General features: G+C 35.6%; 12 protein-coding genes and 1 pseudogene. 6 read left to right on the forward strand and 7 right to left on the reverse strand.

Annotation, left to right across the window (positions count from 1 at the left end; translation table 11 throughout):
- Position 1 precedes the first annotated feature (1 nt).
- From BKM63_RS21185 to BKM63_RS21195, 3 genes are read left to right on the forward strand one after another with little or no spacing between them, the layout of a single operon-like run.
- Complete coding sequence (locus BKM63_RS21185) at positions 2–2821, forward strand: AsmA family protein (protein ID WP_071638585.1); 2820 nt, start codon at positions 2–4, stop codon at positions 2819–2821.
- Between the two features lie 11 nt (positions 2822–2832).
- Positions 2833–3324, forward strand: coding sequence for a low affinity iron permease family protein (locus BKM63_RS21190; protein WP_071638586.1), 492 nt, complete (start codon positions 2833–2835; stop codon positions 3322–3324).
- Positions 3321–4520, forward strand: coding sequence for an NAD(P)/FAD-dependent oxidoreductase (locus BKM63_RS21195; RefSeq protein WP_071638587.1), 1200 nt, complete (start codon positions 3321–3323; stop codon positions 4518–4520). Before BKM63_RS21190 ends, BKM63_RS21195 begins: the two co-directional genes overlap by 4 nt.
- 94 nt (positions 4521–4614) lie before the next feature.
- Here the strand turns inward: BKM63_RS21195 and BKM63_RS21200 are convergent.
- Positions 4615–5563: pseudogene (locus BKM63_RS21200) on the reverse strand (bifunctional helix-turn-helix transcriptional regulator/GNAT family N-acetyltransferase).
- A gap of 481 nt (positions 5564–6044) precedes the next feature.
- Positions 6045–7067, reverse strand: coding sequence for a helix-turn-helix domain-containing protein (locus BKM63_RS21205; protein ID WP_071638588.1), 1023 nt, complete (start codon positions 7065–7067; stop codon positions 6045–6047).
- A gap of 184 nt (positions 7068–7251) precedes the next feature.
- On the opposite strand from BKM63_RS21205, the gene BKM63_RS21210 reads away from it, so the two are divergent.
- Together BKM63_RS21210 and BKM63_RS21215 are read left to right on the forward strand one after the other, a co-directional pair.
- Positions 7252–7734, forward strand: a complete 483-nt coding sequence (locus BKM63_RS21210) for a DNA-deoxyinosine glycosylase (RefSeq protein ID WP_071638589.1) — start codon at positions 7252–7254, stop codon at positions 7732–7734.
- 323 nt (positions 7735–8057) lie between these two features.
- Positions 8058–8492, forward strand: a complete 435-nt coding sequence (locus tag BKM63_RS21215) for a DUF6526 family protein (RefSeq protein WP_071638590.1) — start codon at positions 8058–8060, stop codon at positions 8490–8492.
- Positions 8493–8656: 164 nt separating this feature from the next.
- Here the strand turns inward: BKM63_RS21215 and BKM63_RS21220 are convergent, their stop codons facing one another.
- Positions 8657–9829, reverse strand: a complete 1173-nt coding sequence (locus BKM63_RS21220; protein WP_071638591.1) for a hypothetical protein — start codon at positions 9827–9829, stop codon at positions 8657–8659.
- Between the two features lie 365 nt (positions 9830–10194).
- Here BKM63_RS21220 and BKM63_RS21225 point away from each other — a divergent pair, with 365 nt between their 5' ends.
- Positions 10195–11109: a hypothetical protein gene (locus BKM63_RS21225; protein WP_071638592.1), complete on the forward strand. Its 915-nt coding sequence runs from the start codon at positions 10195–10197 to the stop codon at positions 11107–11109.
- Positions 11110–11416: 307 nt separating this feature from the next.
- Here BKM63_RS21225 and BKM63_RS21230 read toward each other — a convergent pair whose 3' ends face one another.
- The 4 genes from BKM63_RS21230 to BKM63_RS21245 form a co-directional block, all read right to left on the reverse strand.
- Positions 11417–13435, reverse strand: coding sequence for a glycoside hydrolase family 97 protein (locus BKM63_RS21230; RefSeq protein WP_071638593.1), 2019 nt, complete (start codon positions 13433–13435; stop codon positions 11417–11419).
- Between the two features lie 25 nt (positions 13436–13460).
- The gene (locus BKM63_RS21235) at positions 13461–14705 is read right to left on the reverse strand and encodes a glycoside hydrolase family 71/99-like protein (RefSeq protein WP_071638594.1); all 1245 of its coding nucleotides are present in this window, start codon (positions 14703–14705) and stop codon (positions 13461–13463) included.
- Positions 14706–14779: 74 nt separating this feature from the next.
- Positions 14780–16294, reverse strand: coding sequence for a RagB/SusD family nutrient uptake outer membrane protein (locus BKM63_RS21240; RefSeq protein ID WP_071638595.1), 1515 nt, complete (start codon positions 16292–16294; stop codon positions 14780–14782).
- Positions 16295–16318: 24 nt separating this feature from the next.
- A complete protein-coding gene (locus BKM63_RS21245; RefSeq protein ID WP_083572305.1) occupies positions 16319–19336 on the reverse strand; it encodes a SusC/RagA family TonB-linked outer membrane protein in 3018 nt (1005 codons plus the stop codon).
- Positions 19337–19346: the final 10 nt, after the last annotated feature.

Here is a 19346-nt window from a genome sequence, read left to right on the forward strand (position 1 = left end):
CATGAAAACTTCATACAAAAATATAAGCCTTAAAATACTCAAATGGGCGGGAATCGTAATAGCAGGAATACTGCTGTTACTTTTTTTAATTCCGTTGCTATTTCCCGGAAAAGTTGCCACAGAAGTTAAAAAAATTGCAAACGAACGTTTAGATACCAAACTGGATTTTTCGAAATCCAGACTTTCGTTTTTTACACACTTTCCTTCCCTGACCGTTTCGCTTGACGATTTGTCTATGACAGGTTCTGCTCCTTTTGGAAATGATACCTTACTAAAAGCGGATCAGGTTGCATTTGGAATTAATTTAAAAAGATTGATTTTTGACAGTGAAGTTAAAATCAACAAATTATATGTTTCTAATGCACTCATAAATGTAATGGTCAACGAAAAAGGACAGGCCAATTACAATATTTATGTTGCACCCGAAGACCGAAAAGATGAAAAAGAAGATCCAAATGCACCAGAAGAAGGAACTGCAATAAAACTGGAACGAATTGATTTAAAAAACTGCCATGTAAAATACAATGACCGTTCGGCTAAGATTTTAGTCGATGCCAAAGGTTTTAACTATATTGGAAAAGGAAATCTGAGCGATGATATTTTTGATTTGAATACTGATGCTCAAATTGACACTTTAGATTTTTACTACAACAGAACGGCTTATCTTAGAAAAAAAGCTGTCCGTGCCGATTTAATTACCCGAATCAATACACACGCGCTTTCGTTTATTCTTCAAAAAAACGAATTAAAAATCAATAAACTTCCTTTGACCTTTACAGGTTTATTTACCATTTTAAGAGATGGGTATAAAATTAATATCAAAGCCGCTTCTCAAAATACAACCGTAAAAGATTTATTATCGGTGATGCCGCCGGAATATTTAACCTGGCTGGATGAAACCGAAATTTCAGGAAAAAGCGATCTGGTCCTTTCTTTCAAAGGAGATTATAATGCGGCCAAAAAACAAAAACCCAATTTAGCTTTCAACTTAAAGGTAAAAGACGGTGCGGTAAATTATCAAAATGCCCCCGTACCATTAACTGATTTTCAAATGGATTTGAATGCCATACTGCCTTCACTCGATACAGAACAATTATTGGTAAACCTTAGAACCCTGCGATTTAAAGTAGGCGAAAAAGATTATTTCAACGCTTATCTGCATAGCAAAGGACTAAGTGAAATGAAAATCAATGCAAGTGTAAAAGGTGCTTTGGACCTTGCTGTTGTCGATGCCGCAATTGGTTTAAATACTTTAGAATTAAAAGGTCTTTTAAAAACCGATATTCAGGCACGAGGGCTTTTCAGTACTTCAAAAAAACTATTTCCAAAAACTATTGGCGGTATTTCGCTTAGAAACGGCTGGCTGAAAACCGACTCCTACCCTAACCCGATTACTGATATTACTTTTGTTGCCAACGTGCTTAACAAAGCCGGAACTTTTCAGGATTTAATTGTAGCTGTTGCACCTGCCTCTTTTGTTTTTGAAGGAAATCCGATGTATGTAAACATGACTTTATCAGACTTTAATGATCTGGCTTACAATGCCAAAATTAAAGGTGAATTGAATGTTGGCAGAATCTATCAGGTGTTTTCAAGAAAAGGTTTAGATGTAACGGGTTATGCAAAAGCCGATTTGTCTCTCAAGGGAAAACAAAGTTACGCCACAACCGGACAATACGATAAACTGGATAACCGCGGTACAATTCTGCTGAAAAATATCAAAACTACATCCGAATTATTTCCGAAAGCCTTTTTTATCAAACAGGGAAATTTCCGTTTTCAAAACGAAAAAATGTGGTTTGAAAAATTCTATGCTTCTTACGGAAAATCTGATTTTGATATAAACGGATATCTTTTAAATACCATTAATTATTTTCTGGAATCGCACGGTACTCTCAGCGGTAACTTCAGCATGAAATCAAAACTGATTAATGTAGATGAATTTATGGCGCTTGAAAAAGGCGAAAACAAAGACCAAAAACTGGAGGTCGAATATGCAAAAGAAGATCATCCAAAAATGAGCGGTGTAGTTATGATTCCTAAAAATTTAAATGTTTCGCTTACCGCAAATGCTGATAAAGTAGAATATAACGGCCTGAACCTAAACAAACTTTCGGGAAAAGTTGGAATTGCAAAAGGCGGATTTTATTTAGAAAATACCACTTTTAATATCATCGACTGTATTTTAGGCATCGATGCATCGTACAAAGACGAATCACCAACTACAGCCCATTTCGATGCTCATTTTAGAGCCAAAGATTTTAGTGTACAACGTGCCTATAAAGAAATTCCGATGTTTCACGATATGGTTACGGCTGCCGAAAAAGCAGAGGGGATTATTTCTGTTGATTATAAAATAAAAGGTGATTTAAACGGAAATATGGGACCAATTTATGAATCTCTTGAAGGAGACGGAATAATAAATCTTCGTGATGTAAAAGTCAAAGGTCTTAAATTATTTGAAGGAGTCAGTTCGCAAACCGGACAAAAAGGTTTAGACGATCCTAAAATGGAAGGAATCGAAATCAAGTCGAATATTGATAATAATTTAATTCATATTGAACCTTTTACTTTTAGTGTGGCCAGTTTTAAACCCACCATTAAAGGAACTACCAGTTTTGACGGGCTTCTTGACCTCCGTATGCGTTTAGGGCTTCCTCCAGGCGGAATTATTGGTTTTCCAATTGTAATTACAGGAACACACAACGATCCAAAAATTAAAATATTCAGCAAAACAGGTCAAAAAATTATGGGAGCTGTTTATGATGAGAAAAATAATAAAGTCATTAAAAAAGAAAAAGTAAGCAAGAAGAAAACATAATTGATAATGCGATGAAAAAGAAAAAACAAAACGGAGGAAGTGCATTTGAAAAATTTGCTTCAAAAGTTTCTAAGGCAGCAGGAAGCACTACTGCATTTATAGGAGCTTTTATAATTGTAATCGCATGGGCAGTTTCGGGGCCTATTTTCGATTACTCTGAAACCTGGCAGCTGGTTATTAATACCGGAACCACAATTATTACTTTTTTAATGGTTTTTTTAATCCAAAAAGCACAAAACAAAGATTCGCTGGCAATTCAATTAAAACTAAATGAACTGGTGGCTTCAAATGAACGCTCAAGCAATAGTTTAGTCGATATTGAAAATATGACCGAAGAAGAAATGATTATCATTCAAAAATACTACCATCATTTAGGTGAACTCGCGAAAAAAGACGAAAGCATAAGAACTTCTCACTCAATTGCTGAGGCGCATTCGCAACATGAATTTAAAGATAAAAACAGAACCAAGCATCGTGCTGCACGAAATACAGATAAAAAATGAAATTACGTTCAACAGAAACTTTCTGGCCTTTAAAAAATGCCATGAATACCAGCTATCCCTCTATTGACGCCGATATTAAAACTGAAATTTTAATTATTGGAGGCGGAATAACTGGCGCTTTAATCGCTTATAAATTAATTACTCAGGGGAAAAAAATCGTACTGGCAGACCGCCGCGACGTATGCAACGGAAGCACCGCGGCGAGTACTGCTCTGCTTCAATATGAAATTGATGTACCGCTGCATGAATTAATAAAACTTCGGGGCGAAAAATGTGCCGTAGAAAGTTATAGAAATGGCAAAAAAGCCATCTTCGATCTGCGAAATATAATTGATACAGTAGAAAGCGACTGCGGATTTGAATTTAAAAAAAGTATTTATTTTACCTCTTATAAAAAAGATATTCCGTTTTTAAAAAATGAATTTAAAGCCCGAAAACAAAATGATTTTGACGTTACCTGGCTGAACAAATACGAACTCGAAAAAATGGGATTGAATGCCATTGCAGCAATCGAATCTAAAACGGCTGCCGTTATGGATCCGTTTAAACTGGCGAGTGATATATTGTATTACTGTTATCAAAACGGTATGCAGATTTTTGACAGAACAAACATAACTTCGATTCAAACCCAAAAAGGAAAATGCGTTGCACATACCGAAAATAAATGCACCATCACGGCAGATCATGTGATACATTGCAGCGGTTATGAAAGCACAGAAACGATTGAAGAAAAAATAGTGGATTTAAAAAGCACTTATGCACTGGCTTCTGAAAGTGTACCCGAATTACCGGCGATCTTAAAAAATGCCATTATCTGGGATACTTCTTCTCCTTATTATTATTACCGTGCCACTTCTGATAACCGAATCATTATGGGCGGCGGCGACGAAGAATTTAAAGATGCTAAAAAAAGAGATAAATTAATTCCGAAGAAAGAAGCTTCATTAATGAGGCAATTTAGAAGAAGATTTCCTGATATAAACTTTAAACTGGATTATTCCTGGGCTGGAACTTTTGGCGAAACCAAAGATGGCCTTCCCTATTTCGGGAAACCAAATCCGAAAAAAAATGAACATTACGTTCTGGGCTTCGGCGGAAACGGAATCACTTTCAGTGTCATCGGAATGAATTCAATCGTAGATTCTTTAAATAATAAAAAGAATCAGGATTTAGAGTATTACAGGTTTGGACGTTGAGAAAAAAGGTTCTAAGATGCTAAGATGCTAAGGTTCTAAGTTACTGAGAAAAAAAACTTAGCATCTTAGAACCTTAGTACCTTAGCAACTCTCCCTAAAGAACCAACTCCATCTGAATATTACATCTTTTATAAGGTGTTTCTAAGCCAAAGACTTTCTCAAAACCTAATTTATAGTATAAAGATGGCGGGTTTTAAGATGGTATTGCTTTCCAGGTATATCTTTTTTGCTCCCATCTCTTTGGCTGCAGCAACGATAGCCCGGCCTAATAACCAGCCTATATTTTTACCCTGTGCTTTTGGTGAAACGGCCATTTTAGCCATCTCAAAATCATAATCGGGGTTGTTCATTTTAATAAGGGCACAAACCCCAACAGGCTCATCCTCGTATAAAGCCACCAAAATTTTACCGCCTTTATTCAGGATATATTCCTCCGGATTGTCCAGCGCTTTATAATCGGCTTCTTCCATTTCAAAATAAGTTGAAATCCACTCTTTATTCAACGCTTTAAAAGCTTCTTTATATTGAGGCGCGTATTCTACAATTTGAACGTTTTTGCTTTCGCGAAGTTTCTTCTGATCGCTTACACGTTTAAACATTGATTTTTGCTGCAATAAAAATTCCCATTCCTCAAGCGCGGCCCAAAGATTGTGTTTCGACTCCGAAATTAAATCATCAATTGCCACATCAATATCTTTTAACTGCTGCTGTATATTCTTTGCAAGCGAAAGACCTTTTTCGGTTAAAACAACATTGTTTTTTCGTTTATCATCTGTGTTTAAACTTTCCTGAACCAGTCCCGCACCAATCATCTCCTGAATAATTTTACTTACCGACGGCTGCGAATGTCCAATTTCATTTGCTATCTCTGTAATTGTCAGCTCCTTTTCTTCAGAAAGAGTATAAAACACAGGAAACCACTTTGGAACAAAATCTGCTCCGTACAATTCATAAATCTTAGAAGCATCGTCTGTAATAACTTTAGTCATTAAACGCAAACGACTTCCCAGTGCCGCTTTGCCCACTTTATCAAAAAATTCCATATTATAATTAATTATATAGCTAGTTATGCAAATGTATAAAAAAAATCTTTTGGCGAAGATTTTTTTTCAGGTTCAAAGTTGCTGGGTACAAATATTTTTAGACTTTTGCTTACATAAAAGCTTTATTGCTTTGCAGCCTTTAGACTTTGAAACTTCAAAAAAAGGTTCAAAAGCCACATATAACAAAGTCTAAACTTTGCACTATATTTCTTTGAACCTTTGTACTTTATTTTAGTATATATCTTGCTTAAAGCTAACGACATTAATTTTTTTAAGACTTAAATGAATTTTGAAAGAAACTAAGATTCTAAGTTTGGAGCCTCTAATTTTATTAAGAGCCTCAGCGACTCAGAACCTTAGTAACTTTTATATATATCTTGCTTAATAGCTAACGACATTAATTTTTTTTAAATCTGCTAAATGAATACGATTCTAAGCAGCTAAAAAAGCTTAGTGTTTTTTAGAACCTCAACAGCTCAAATCAAGCTGTAATAGCCAGCGGATTTAAATTGAACTTATACTCTTTTGGACTGCAGTTGAATTTTTGTTTAAAGATTTTAGAAAAATAACTTCTGCTTGTAAAACCAATACAGTACACGATCTCAGAAATATTCAAATCAGAAGTTCTAATTAAAATTTCGGCTTTTAAAACACGCATATGCGTGATATAATCGTTTACGGTTCTGTTATGGATCATTTTAAAACCTTCCTGAAGTTTGTTTGGAGAAAGACCTGATTTTTTACTTAATGATTTAATGGTAAAAGGCTCTTCAGGATTTGCTTTTATAACTTCCGACAGCTCTTTTATTTCTTCCATTTCTCTTAAATTCAAGCAATTTGTTTCTTTAGCAAATGAATTTAAGTCATCTGTATGCTGTTGAATTTCCATTGCCAGGATAATTCTCAAAATTCCTTCTTTCAATAAATTTCTAACAATTCCGGTTTGGGTTACGGCGTTTAATTGTTCTATTTTTTCACCAATTTTTAAATTATAAGAGCCGGCATAAAAGAATTCTTCCTCCGGGTTTTCCTGAAAAAATGTTTCTCTCACCATTTGGTTTAAAGAACTTGAGTGGCTTGGTTCCGGCTGCGTACCTACAATTATTAAAGTAAATTTTGTTTTTTTGTCTTTTTCAAAATATAAAACATTATCCTGATTTAATTTTGAAGTCACAATAGCAGTTTGAAATGTTTTTAGTTTTCGCTCTTCGCCGGAAATCCCAAAACTGTGAGATAAATTTCCTTTAGAACAATAAGCAAAATATATAGGAGATGATATTCCGTTAATAACATTCAATTTTAAATCGGCTGAAAAAGTCATATCAAATTGAACGTATGAGATATTATCATTAAAAGAAGCACCGCTTATTGCCCCTTTTGCAAAGCTGTTATTTACTTCCAGTGTATATTCATCAACGTCAAAAGTTACTTTCCCGCCGAAGTTTGTATTCAATTCTTCAAATATGTTTTGAATTTTCTCTGTATGTATAGTAACTATTTTCATTTTGTTTCGATTTAAATTCTGTAATTTTAAATGAGATTTTTAAACCAGCATTATTACGTTTAAAAAGCAGATTCAAAGTTCGCTTAATCGTAAAGCAAAATTGTTATATAATTTTCTGCAATTGTTTTATAATTACTTATCGATGATAATTTTAACTCAAACAAACTATTTGTTAATTCAATAAATGAAAAGCTACTCTTTCTCTCCTATAAGTTCTCCGGATTCTAACATATTGATTTTAGGCACAATGCCCGGAACTAAATCATTAGAATTAAACCAGTATTACGGACACAGCCAGAACAATTTCTGGAAGTTTATGTTTACTATTTTTAATGAAAATCCCTCAGCCGATTACGAAACCAAAAAAGCACTTTTACTTAAAAACAAAATCGCCTTATGGGATGTGCTGCAATACTGTGACAGAATAGGAAGTCTGGACAGTGCTATAAAAAATGAAATCGCCAATGACTTTGAAACTTTTTTAAAACAGCATCCGAAAATAAAAACCATATTATTTAATGGACAAAAAGCGGCGGCGTTTTTTAAAAAGTATGTTCATCTTCAAAAAAGTTATACACTTATCACACTTCCATCCACGAGTCCCGCAAACGCCGGCAGGTCATTTCAGTCCAAATTAGAGGAATGGAAGATTATCAATTCATTATAATTTTAAAGTGAGGAGCCAGATCAATTGATAAATTCATGACTGTAAAAAATACAAATATTGAAATAATATAACTTTTGAACTTTAAAATATAACACGAAATTTCGCAGTATACTATAATTTTACAATCAAGAAATCAAAGCCAGGATTTATACGGATTGATGATGAAGGAAGGCTTTTTTAAATTAGATATTACTAAGACAAACTGTAAAAAGTTTAGATTATAAAGAGAACATTGGTTATGTTAGTTTATTTTTGAGAAAAAAGCTATTCTAAATTTTTAGGGTAGCTTTGTTTTTTTATACACGTTTTCAAATCACCTAATTATGAAAATTCAAACCTATTACAACCATATACGATTTTACACACCGCACCATTTTGTGTATTATCCTGTTTTAACGCTGTTTTTGGCGTTTAGTTTATACTTCGCTTTTACTACAAATGAGTGCCTTATATGGTCTTTTATCAGCGTCGTATTTGTGTTTTTATTTTTTCTAGCTTATATGCTTCGCCAGCATTATGCGCTTACTTTACAAAACCGAATTGTACGTCTGGAACTTCGTTACCGCTATTTTACCTTAACAGGAAAACGTCTGGAAGAGTTTGAACACAAACTAACAGACGATCAGATATTTGCCCTGCGATTTGCACCAGACGACGAAATCCTTCCTTTGCTTGAAGATGCCCTAAAAAACAACCTCAGCGGAGATGCCATCAAAAAAGCAATCGTACATTGGAGAGCAGATTACAATAGAGTTTAGGCTGTTGATTTTAGATTTTAGATTTTAGATTTTAGATTTTAGACTAAAAAGTCACTCTGAGTAAGTCGAAGATTTTTCCAAAAACCTTTTATAAATTAAAACCAGTAATAATACAAAAAACTACTAAGTTTGAAAACCTTGTATGAGCGTGATAAATACACCGTTTACGCTTTCTGTTTCTTATTATTAAACACTATATAAAACAGAAACAAAACGATCCAAACCGAAAATACAACGGCCAAAAATATTGGCAATATCGTGGGATGAAGGTAATTTGGAGTATAAAAATAACGCTCTAAAGTCTGGAATTTTTCGTGCAGTGCTTTTTTATCAAATCCATTATTGAGCGAAGGGAAATCTGCATTAGCGTTTTTTACATAATGAAGGACTTCTGCGGTTAATCGTTTCGGGTTGATATTCGTTTCTACATTATACCTTTTAAACAAAGTATCCAGTTTCTGAAACTGATATTCCAGCGAATCTTTCTTGTATTTATACAACAGATTATAGCGTTTTACCGCTGCCTGATATTGTTGTTTTTTAACCGAATCGTTATGAATTGGCATATACAAAGACTTATTCTGCAAGAAAATGCAAATGTTTTTATCGTATTCAGGACTTACTTCCTGACCTTTAAAAACAACCTGTGTGCTGTCTCCAACAATAGTTTTTTTGATGATTCTGTCTTTCAGAATATTTTTATCAAGTCCCACAAAATCCAGAATCGAGTCGGTTTTTCCGGAAACTTTATTGTAGGTTTCTGTCAAAACTTTCAAGGTATCAATACTGTAATAAGTTGTTTCGCTATTAAATTGATCGTGGTAGATCAAAACCTGCTTTTCTTCCTTAATAACCGGATAAGGTTTTGGATATAAAATATTCTCGTAATTGAACAGTTTTTCAGAATGGTACGAATTTGAATTGTACAAAAACGGATTCAAAACATTCAGGAGCGTTTTATCTTCATTATAGTTTTTCTCTGATAGCTCTCCCCTCAATTTTGCATTTTGGCCAAAACTAAAACTAACAAAAAACGTAAAAGTAAAAAAGGAAATGAGCAACAATAAAAAGCCAATCGGTACTATTTTACCAAAAGAATAACGCTGTCTTGCATGGTTTTTCAGCAAAAAAATCAAAAAGAAAAACAGAAACAAACCGCTTACAAAAAAGTGCGAAATCGAAACATCATCATAAAACTTAAACCTGTAAAACTCCGAGTAAATATTTATGTTTTTAATTCCGGCAAACGTAAAATAGCCGTATAAAAAATACGCCAAATGCAGGATTGCCAAAATAATAAAAGACTTAACGAAGTATTTTTTCAAGTTTTTGTTCATATCATAAGGTTTATATTCAAATATAGGCAATGACAATGGCAATAGCAAAAATCAATCTCGAAACTTAAATTACAATAAATCTATTTTCTAAAACTGAGCTTACTAACACTATTTCAATCAGGGCGTTCCTCCATTAAAAAAAATCCCCAAATCTGCTTTGCCTTGATAAGGGAATTTTTCTTAATGCTGTCGGGCTATCCGCTCTGCTTCGGCAGACTGCTCCTATCCTTCACGCAGTCACATTTTCAACAAAAACCATATCACACTGAAAATCAAAATAATATATCTTATAAATTTAAATTGCATGATTTTTTTTGTTAACTTTAATTGTTAAAATTTCATTAATAAACCTAAACATCAATCTCATGAAAAAATTAGTTTATTTTTTGATAATCCCCTTTTCCTTTCTTTCAGCAAATGCGCAAACTACTGCCGAAATAACCGAAGAAAATACTTTGCTCAATGCGCAGTATAATTCAGATAAACTTCAGGATTATAATGCAGAAGATCTTCCCTGGCACGGAAGACGATTCAAAGCCACCGCCGGTGTCTTTTTTCCGGTAAACAATACCGAGGTTGAAGTTAACGGAACAAATGGAAGGATTGGAACTGACATTGATTTTGAACGTGATTTAGGTTTTGAAACCAATACCGTTTCCTTTTTTGGAACTTTTGAATGGCGGGCTTCAAGAAGATCTCGTTTTAACCTGGAGTATTTCTACTTAAAAAGAAATTCAGAAAAAACACTTCAAAAAGAAATTGAATTTAAAGATCACGTATATCCCATTGATGGAAGAGTTTCGGCTTTTTTAGACAATCAAATGGTCCGGTTTGCCTATGGATATGCCATAATTTCTAAACCAAAATATGAACTGGGCTTATTAATTGGTGCACACATAATGCTTGCTGATGTAGGTTTGAGGCTGGAAGCCAACACAGCTCAGGTAGGATATCACGATAATGTCAATTTTACAGCACCTTTGCCTGATATTGGAATTTGGGGTGAATTTGTTTTGGGTAAAAAAGTCGGGTTGTATGCTAATGTAAATTATTTTGCCTTAGCAATAAACGATATCGACGGCCGCATTATCAGTTATAATTTATCGGTTTTATACAATGTCTACAAAGATTTCAGCTTAACGGCAGGATACACCGGATTAAATTTCAGACTAGACGTAACCAGACCCAGAATAGACGGCTTTTTTAAATGGGGGTACAACGGCCCTACTATAGCGGCAACCTACAGCTTTGGGAATCATGTGAAATTTTATAAACATTAGGTTTTTTGTTTCAAGTTTCAGGTTTCAATCTTTACGGAACATTTTTGCTGATTTAACCGCAAAGCACGCAAGTTTTAAAATACAAGTCTTGATAAAAACGCAAAGTTCGCAAAGCTTTATATAGACAAAGCTTTGCGAACTTTGCGCCTATTTGCGCAATCAATAGTAAAAAACCTGCGTGCTTTGCGGTTAATTTTCGCCACCTCTTCAACCTGAAACTTGAAACCTGAAACTAAAAAAAACAAACCCGACATCTTTTTTCAAGATATCGGGTTCATCAAACTTAACTTAACTCAAACTAAACTACTTATTTCTCGATTGGAGTAAATTTTACAGCTGTTCCTCCTCCAGCTGCCAATTTGATATTTAAAACTGTTTTATTATTTACTTTTTGTTTTGAAATCGCAACCGGATAAGGATTTGTTTTGTAATTAGCTCCCGGTCCATCAGCATAAATTTCGGCTTCGTATTCTTTTCCTGAATCTAAGAAAGACAAGGCAACCTTAAGATCTCTGGCATCTTTATTTGTAATAGAACCCAGATACCAGTTTTTCTCGTCCCAGTCTTTACGGGCAATTGTAGCATACTCTCCAATTTTTGAATCTAAAACTTTAGTATCTGACCAAGTACAAGGCACATCTTTTATGAACTGAAATTCCGGTTTGCCTGCATAATTTTCAGGCAGATCTGAAGCCATCTGCAGCGGACTGAATATAATAACATACAAAGCCAATTGGTTGGCCAGTGTTGTCTGTACACGAGCTCCGGATGGCGTTTTATAATCAAAATTGAAGTTGCCCGGCGTATAATCAAACGGGCCTGAAAGCATTCTTGTAAAAGGTAAAGTCGTTAAATGCTGCGGTGTATTTCCTCCATCAACAGACCAGGCATTGTATTCCTGTCCTCTTCCGCCTTCCTGTGACATAAAGTTTGGATAAGTACGCTGTAAACCTGTACCTTTTATTGGTTCATGATTGTCGATCATGATATGATATTTGGCAGCCGTTTCGATTACTTTTCTGTAATGGCGTGATGCATACTGGCTGTCGTGCCATTCTTTTTTATCCAGATATTTATTTACATAACCCGTTTTAACCGAATTCACGCCCATTTTTTGATACAATTTAAATGCATCTTCCAATTGGCTTTCATAATGTTTAGAAGCACCTGCCGTTTCGTGATGCCCTATCAAACGAACATTCTTCATGGCCGCATATTTTGTAATTTCTTCCAAATTAAAATCAGGATAAGCCTTTACAAAGCTAAATGCCGTTCCGTCAGCAGTCCAGTCGCCGTCCCAGCCCTCGTTCCAGCCTTCAACCAGAACGCCGTCAAAATTGTTTTTCGCAGCAAAATCAATGTATTCTTTTGTATTTTTTGTGGTAGCGCCGTGCTTTGGCCCTTGTCCCCAGGTGAATTTCTCCAAATGCATTCCCCACCAGATTCCAATGTATTTTGAAGGCGTAATCCAGGAAAGATCTTCAATTTTTGAAGGTTCATTTAAATTCAGCATGATCGTGGAAGTTGCAACCTCTCCCGGATTTTCACCTACAACAATGGTTCTCCAAGGCGTTTTAAACGGAGTTTCAGCATATACTTTTACACCGTCTGCCCAAGGCACTAAATCGCTTTTGTATTGTTTATCGTTTGTTTTTAAAAGTGTCATTGAAGCAAAATCAGTTAAATTGGCTTCGTGAATCGCAACATACAATTTTTCTTTTGTTTCAAAAGTGGCCGGCGTATTAATCGTATCCGTTTTACTAACCGGTGTTTTGCGGTATTCACTTTCGTAATAACTATTTTCGCGGTGCACCGGAATCCACCACACATCATTATCTGATTTAAAAGTAAACTGTGTGATTTCATTCGAGATTTTCACTTTACCTAAATTAGGCTGTTTAGGAAACTCATATCGAAATCCTACACCGTCATCAAAAACCCTGAAAATAATATCAACCAAACGTTCCTGTCCTTTAGATTCTTTTAAGTGAACAATCAATTCGTTGTGATGATCGCGGACTTTTTTAAATTCGCCCCACGGCTGTTCCCAGGTTTCATCAGCTGTTTTTTCTTCGGTAGAAACGACTTCAAAGCCTTCGGTCATTTTTTGAATTCCCTGAAATTCAAATCCCATTAAAGAAGGCTCTATAGCCGATTTACCGTTTTTAGAAAAGCTGTATTGCGGTTGTCCCGAGGCTGTTAATTCAAAGATTAATTCAGTAACTTTTCCAGGTGAACTGATTTTATATGTTTTTTTAGTACTGCAGGCTAAAACCAGCATTGAAGCTAAAGCGATTATACAGTATCTATATCTTATGTTTCTCATTATGTATTGGTATTAATTACGGCTCTTATTTTATTTCGTTTATTAACTGTTTTGCTTTTGCTGGCTGCATCGAAACAAAATAATTAAAAGCCTGATCTAGTTTTCTCTGAGCATCGGCGTTGGATTTCTTTTCTACACGCAGGTTGTACATTTTACTGATATCCGGAAAAACAGATTCGGTATTTTTTACTCCGGCAAATGCTTTTACTTTTTCGATAAACGTGTATCCAAATTCAACTGTTGGCTCAAACATTGTCCCTTCTCCAAAGTCATTCCAGGTAATCAGCTGCAGATAATTTAGATTGGCATTTTTAGCTAAAGAAAGTGTTTCATCGAGTGTTGCGCCATTGTTATGATCTATCGTCCATCCAATAGCGGCTCCGCCTCCGCCTTCGGCATAAAAATCTTTAAAACCAGGATAAGCGCTCCCCATTGCAACAGAAAGCTTTGGTTTTGTATTGGTATAAAAATTTGTTAGAAAACTATTGTCTTTGTAAACCCAGGCATATTCTCCAGATGCATTTGCTCCGGCTTCTACGGATTGATCCCAAAGGGTTAAAAAAGCGGGCTTTGTGGTTAAGGTATTGAAAACGTTTGTCCACTCGGCAGGAGTCTGCAATACGATTGGGCCAAAATTCAACAATAAAGGTTTTCCGTTTACTTTGATGTAATTTTTATCATCAAAATAGTTTTTCTCCATATAGGCCAAATCTGTTTTTGCAGCACTGGTTACCGAAATTGCTTTTCCGGCATTTACGACATTTGTTGTCACCCTGTCCTCGTAAACAATGGCATATTCCAAACCAACTTTATCCAGCATGGCAATAAGCTGTTCTGTATTTTCTTTTACCATTCTGTAATCGTTAACATCATAAGTGCCATACCAATCGATCAATACACCATCAATTCCTGAATATTTCATCAATAATAAATGATTTTCAATCACATTTTTATCGCCCGAATGATATGGCCCGATAAGAGGATAATAATACGACGCAATCTCTCTGCGGTTATTGGCTCCTATTGTATTCGGATTTTTGTTTGCCATTGTCCAATGATAACCCCACTTTTTATCGGTGCTGCTTTCATTGGTTTCAAACCATGGCATATAATGAACGTAAATTTTAGTATTGTTTGTTTTTTCTATTGCAGCCGGTGCAAGTATTTCTGGTTTTACAGGTTCTTCTGAACCTTTGTCGTCACTGCTGCATCCGGAAGTGACTAAAATGTTCATTATTCCAAAAAACAATAATGTGATATATCTTTTCATGTTTTATGTATTGATGTTTAAAAATATGTCAGCCTTCCACGACTAACCAACATGGAAGACTGACATTAAGAAACCTAATTTACCGGGTATCCAGGATTTTGTACCAGGTTTTTATTTGTAGATAATACTGTGCTTGGGATAGGGAAAATTGCTCTGTATTTTTCTGTTGGTCCTTTTTCCCACCATGGCAGGAAGAATGTTCCAAAACGAATATTATCTGTTCTTCTTCTTCCTTCAAAAGTGAATTCTCTAAGTAATTCTTTATCGATGAAATTAAGATCAATTACCGCCGGCATTTCGGCACCTGCGCGAGATGTTATCTGCTGTACAAAAGGTTTTGCCAAATCAGGAGAACCTAAACGTACGTAACATTCTGCCTGCATCATTAAAATTTCGGCATAACGAATTAATACTAAATCGTGATCGCGTTCCCAGGTTTCTCCGGCTTTCATTTCGTATTTTCCTAAACGAACTCCCTGATTATCTTTAGCATTGGCTACACTTGTAACTTCTTCTGTATAGATAAGAGGCTCTCCGTTATCCATAATGATTACGTTTCCTGTAGCCATATTGATCTGCTCGCCTGCCACCATACATTTCTTTCTTTTATCTGTATCGGCAAAGGCAGAGAAAACACCCGGCTGTGCACACATTCCGTTTGCACTCCAAGGGTAATCAGTTCCTGAAACAGACATTGTTAACCTGTGCAGGTAATGGCATGACATTGAATTCATATAGTTTCCAACAGTTCCTGCTTTTGAATCGTAAGGAATTGCGAAAATGATTTCTGGCGACTTCTCGTTTTCTGTTGCAAAATTGGTAAAGAAATCAGGAGTCAAAGTATAACCTGCCACTTTTTGGCACATATTAATACAATCCTGCCAGCGTGGTGTTCCTATAAAAGCCTCTGAATTAAGATATAACCTTGCCAAAATAGAATAGGCTACATTTTTTGTCATTTTAGAGTACACTACGTTAGATGCTAAATATGGAATTGCATCTAAGAACTCCTTTTCAACAAAATCGTAAACTTGTTTTCTGGTAGAATTTGACGGCAGCGATGTATCTTCAAAATTTGTCACAATCGGCACATTTCCAAATGCATCCAGAAGGTTATAATAGTAATAAGCTCTTAACGCTTTTAACTCTGCATAAATTGGTGCTTTTGCTTTATCAGCCAATGTCGACTTATCAACTTGATAAATAATAGCGTTGATTTTTGCAATTCCGGTATAGTTGTAACGCCAGGCTGCAAGAATCAAACGGTTGTCTGCTTTCCAGGTATGTTTTTGCGCATCCTGATACTGCCCGCCATCGTACCAGTTTGTACCTCTGGTTGGAATTGTAGCCTCATCTGAAACGGTTTCATTTAAAAAGAATACAAATTCACAAGTTGGATAGTTATTCGAAATATTATCGGCAAATCCTCTTAACGAAGAATATGCCCCTCCAACCAATGCATCAACTTCTTTTGGAGTATTTCCAAAATTTCCATCTTCTACTTTATCATATAAATCTTCATTTAAATTGGTACATGATATCGTAAAAAGCATGCTTACTAATAATGCTGCTGTTATTTTGATTTTCATTTTTTATATTTTTGAGTTAATCGCTTAATTATTCAGCGTGAAATTTAATCCAACAGAAATTGTAGTTGGTCTAGGATAATTATTGAATTTCTCTATACCCGGTCCCGCTAATCCAGTCTGGTCTACTACTCCTGTCTGACCTACTCCGTTTTGCGCATTTAATCCAATCTCAGGATCTACCCCTTTATATTTGGTAAACACAGCAAGGTTTTCTCCCATCAGGTAAACTCTCAGCTTTGAGCTTTTATATTTTAAAGGCATTGTATAACCAACTGAAAGTGTCTGTAATCTAAAGAACGATGCATCTTCTATCCAGTAATCAGAATACTTTGGAGCAGAAGTAATCCCGCTTGATAAGAAATCATCCGGCACGTTATAAGTTGGTAATCTGTTTGGATCATTCAGCATCATATTAGTTGCATTCAAAGCTTTTTGACCAAACATTCCGTAGCCGGAAACTCCAAGATCAAAGTTTTTGTATGTAAAATTCATTCCGAAACCTAAAGTTAAATCAGGCTGAATATTTCCTAAATCTGTTTTATCAGCATCTACTAAAGCATCTCCTGCCACTATATCTCCCGCCGCATTATAGTATTGTATTTTACCGGCCGCGTCAAGTCCTGCATTTCTGAATCCCCAGAAAGTTCCAACCGGATATCCTTCGGCAATAATTTGAGAATATTGTCCAGACATACCAGATAAACCATGTAATGAACCACTGTAAATTACATCTGTTTTATAAGTTGGATTTGACAGTTTTTCAATTTTTTGAACGTTATGTCCAAGTGTTAAATTAGCATTCCAGGTAAATTTATCACCTCTTACGATGTCAGCATTTAATGTAAGTTCAACTCCTTTATTAGACATTTCACCAACGTTTGCCAGCATTGTTCCTACTAAATATGGAGGCTGAGGAACTTCGTAGGTGTACAATAAATCGTCTGTATTTTTTTGGTACCATTCAAATGAACCTGTAATTCTGTCGAATAAAGTAAAATCTACCCCAATATTTAATTGTCTGGTTGATTCCCATTTCAAATCAGGATTTGGATTTTGTGTTGGAGAATATGCTAAACTCCATCTTCCTGTAGCAGGATCGTAGTAACTGTCGTTTCCAACACCTAAAATAGATAACGATTTGTATTCGCCAATTCCGTCCTGATTACCTGTAACTCCGTAACCTACTCTTAATTTTAAAGAATTCAGCCAGTTTTTTGTACCGCTCATAAACTCTTCGTTAGAAATTCTCCACGCTGCAGATGCAGATGGGAAAGTTCCCCATTTATTATTTTCTCCAAAACGGCTTGAACCATCTCTTCTTACTGTTGCAGTAAGCAGGTATCTTCCGTCGTATCCATAATTAGCACGAGCATAGAAAGAAACTAAATTTGATTTTCCTTTGTATGAATAGACATCTCCTAAACGGTAGTTTGAACCTCCGCCTAAATTATTATAACTAAAAGCATCTGTGACAAAGCCGGAACGCTGTGCCCCAAAACCTTCATAAATATTTTCCAGATAAGAATATCCGGCAAGAGCACTAATATTGTGTTTATCGATTACTTTATTGTAATTTACGTAAAGCTCTCCTTGTGCATTTGTGAATTCTGCGTAAGTTCTCTGCGCGCGTCCAGATTCAGCACGGCCTTCGATAATGGCATACGTTGGAATGTAAGTACCGCCTGCCACGGCATTGTGTTCTAACGAAATATTAGCAACGGCCTGAAAATCATTTAGGAATTTAACCTCAGTTTTAAAATATCCTAAAAGTCTGTGTCTTTCATTATCAACTGTTCTGTTGGTTAAAATTTCTACCGGATTTTCGTAAAGCGTGTAGTTAACAGAAGTAAAGTTTCCATTAGAATCATAAACCGGAATAGTTGGGTTTAAGTTGTAAGCACGCTCAAAAATAGTATAGTCAATTGGATGCCATTTATCGATATTGGCAAATAATCCCATATCAAATTTTACATCTTTATTATCACCAAGATACTGATAAGCACTTATGTTTCCGCTGATTCTTTCCAAACCGGATTTTTTAATAACCCCTTCATTGTTTAAGTACGAAAGTGAAGCTCTAAAACCGCTGTCGGTTTTTCCGGAATTAATGCTTAAAGTGTGAGACTGAGAAATTGCAGTCTGCTCAATTGCTTTCTGCCAATTTGTATTTCCTCCAAAATCAATTGCATCCTTGTTTCCGGTTTCACGCATGTAGCTTCTCCATTGGTTTGCCGAAAGAAGATCTAAATTATCTGTAACATAACCAATACTGGATAATCCGCTGTAAACTACAGAAACGCCTTTTGTACCGGATTTTGTTGTAATAATGATTACACCGTTTGCTCCTCTTGAACCATAAATAGCTGTTGCCGAAGCATCTTTAAGAACGTCTACCGATTTAATATCCGAAGGCTGCACCACATTGATATCAACACCAGCAATACCGTCAACCACAATAAGCGGGCTGTTGCTTGCCGTTAACGAAGTTCCTCCACGTAAACGAATAGTAGCACCAGCGGCAGGATCTCCCGAAGGACGGATAATGTTTAGTCCTGCAACTTTTCCCTGCAAAACCTGCTCTGTTGATGAAATTGTTCCTTTTACTAAATTATCTGCAGAAACAGTTGAAATAGCTCCTGTTAAATCAGATTTCTTTTGTGTTCCGTATCCTACAGCAACCACCTGAACTTCTGCCAATTGATAACCGTCGTTTTGCAGACGAATATCTAATTTTGAAGTCGACGCCGTAATTTGAACCTTTTGTGTTGTTGACCCGATGAATGAAACTTCTATCGAACCTCCTACGGCTACCTCCAGTGTAAATTTTCCGTCAAAATCAGTTGTTGTCGCATTTCTTGTTCCTGTTTCTATTACCGAAGCCCCCGGTAATACTGTACCCGTATTGTCATAAACGGTACCTGTAATCAGCTTTTTCCCCTGAGCAAACATTCCTGCCGAAAGAAAAAGCATGAAAATCATGAATACCAGCGATTTACTAGTCCACATTTGATGCAGGACTATTCTTTTATTTTTACTATTCATTAGAATGATG

The organism is Flavobacterium johnsoniae (assembly GCF_001879205.1).
Classification (GTDB): Bacteria; Bacteroidota; Bacteroidia; order Flavobacteriales; family Flavobacteriaceae; genus Flavobacterium; species Flavobacterium johnsoniae_A.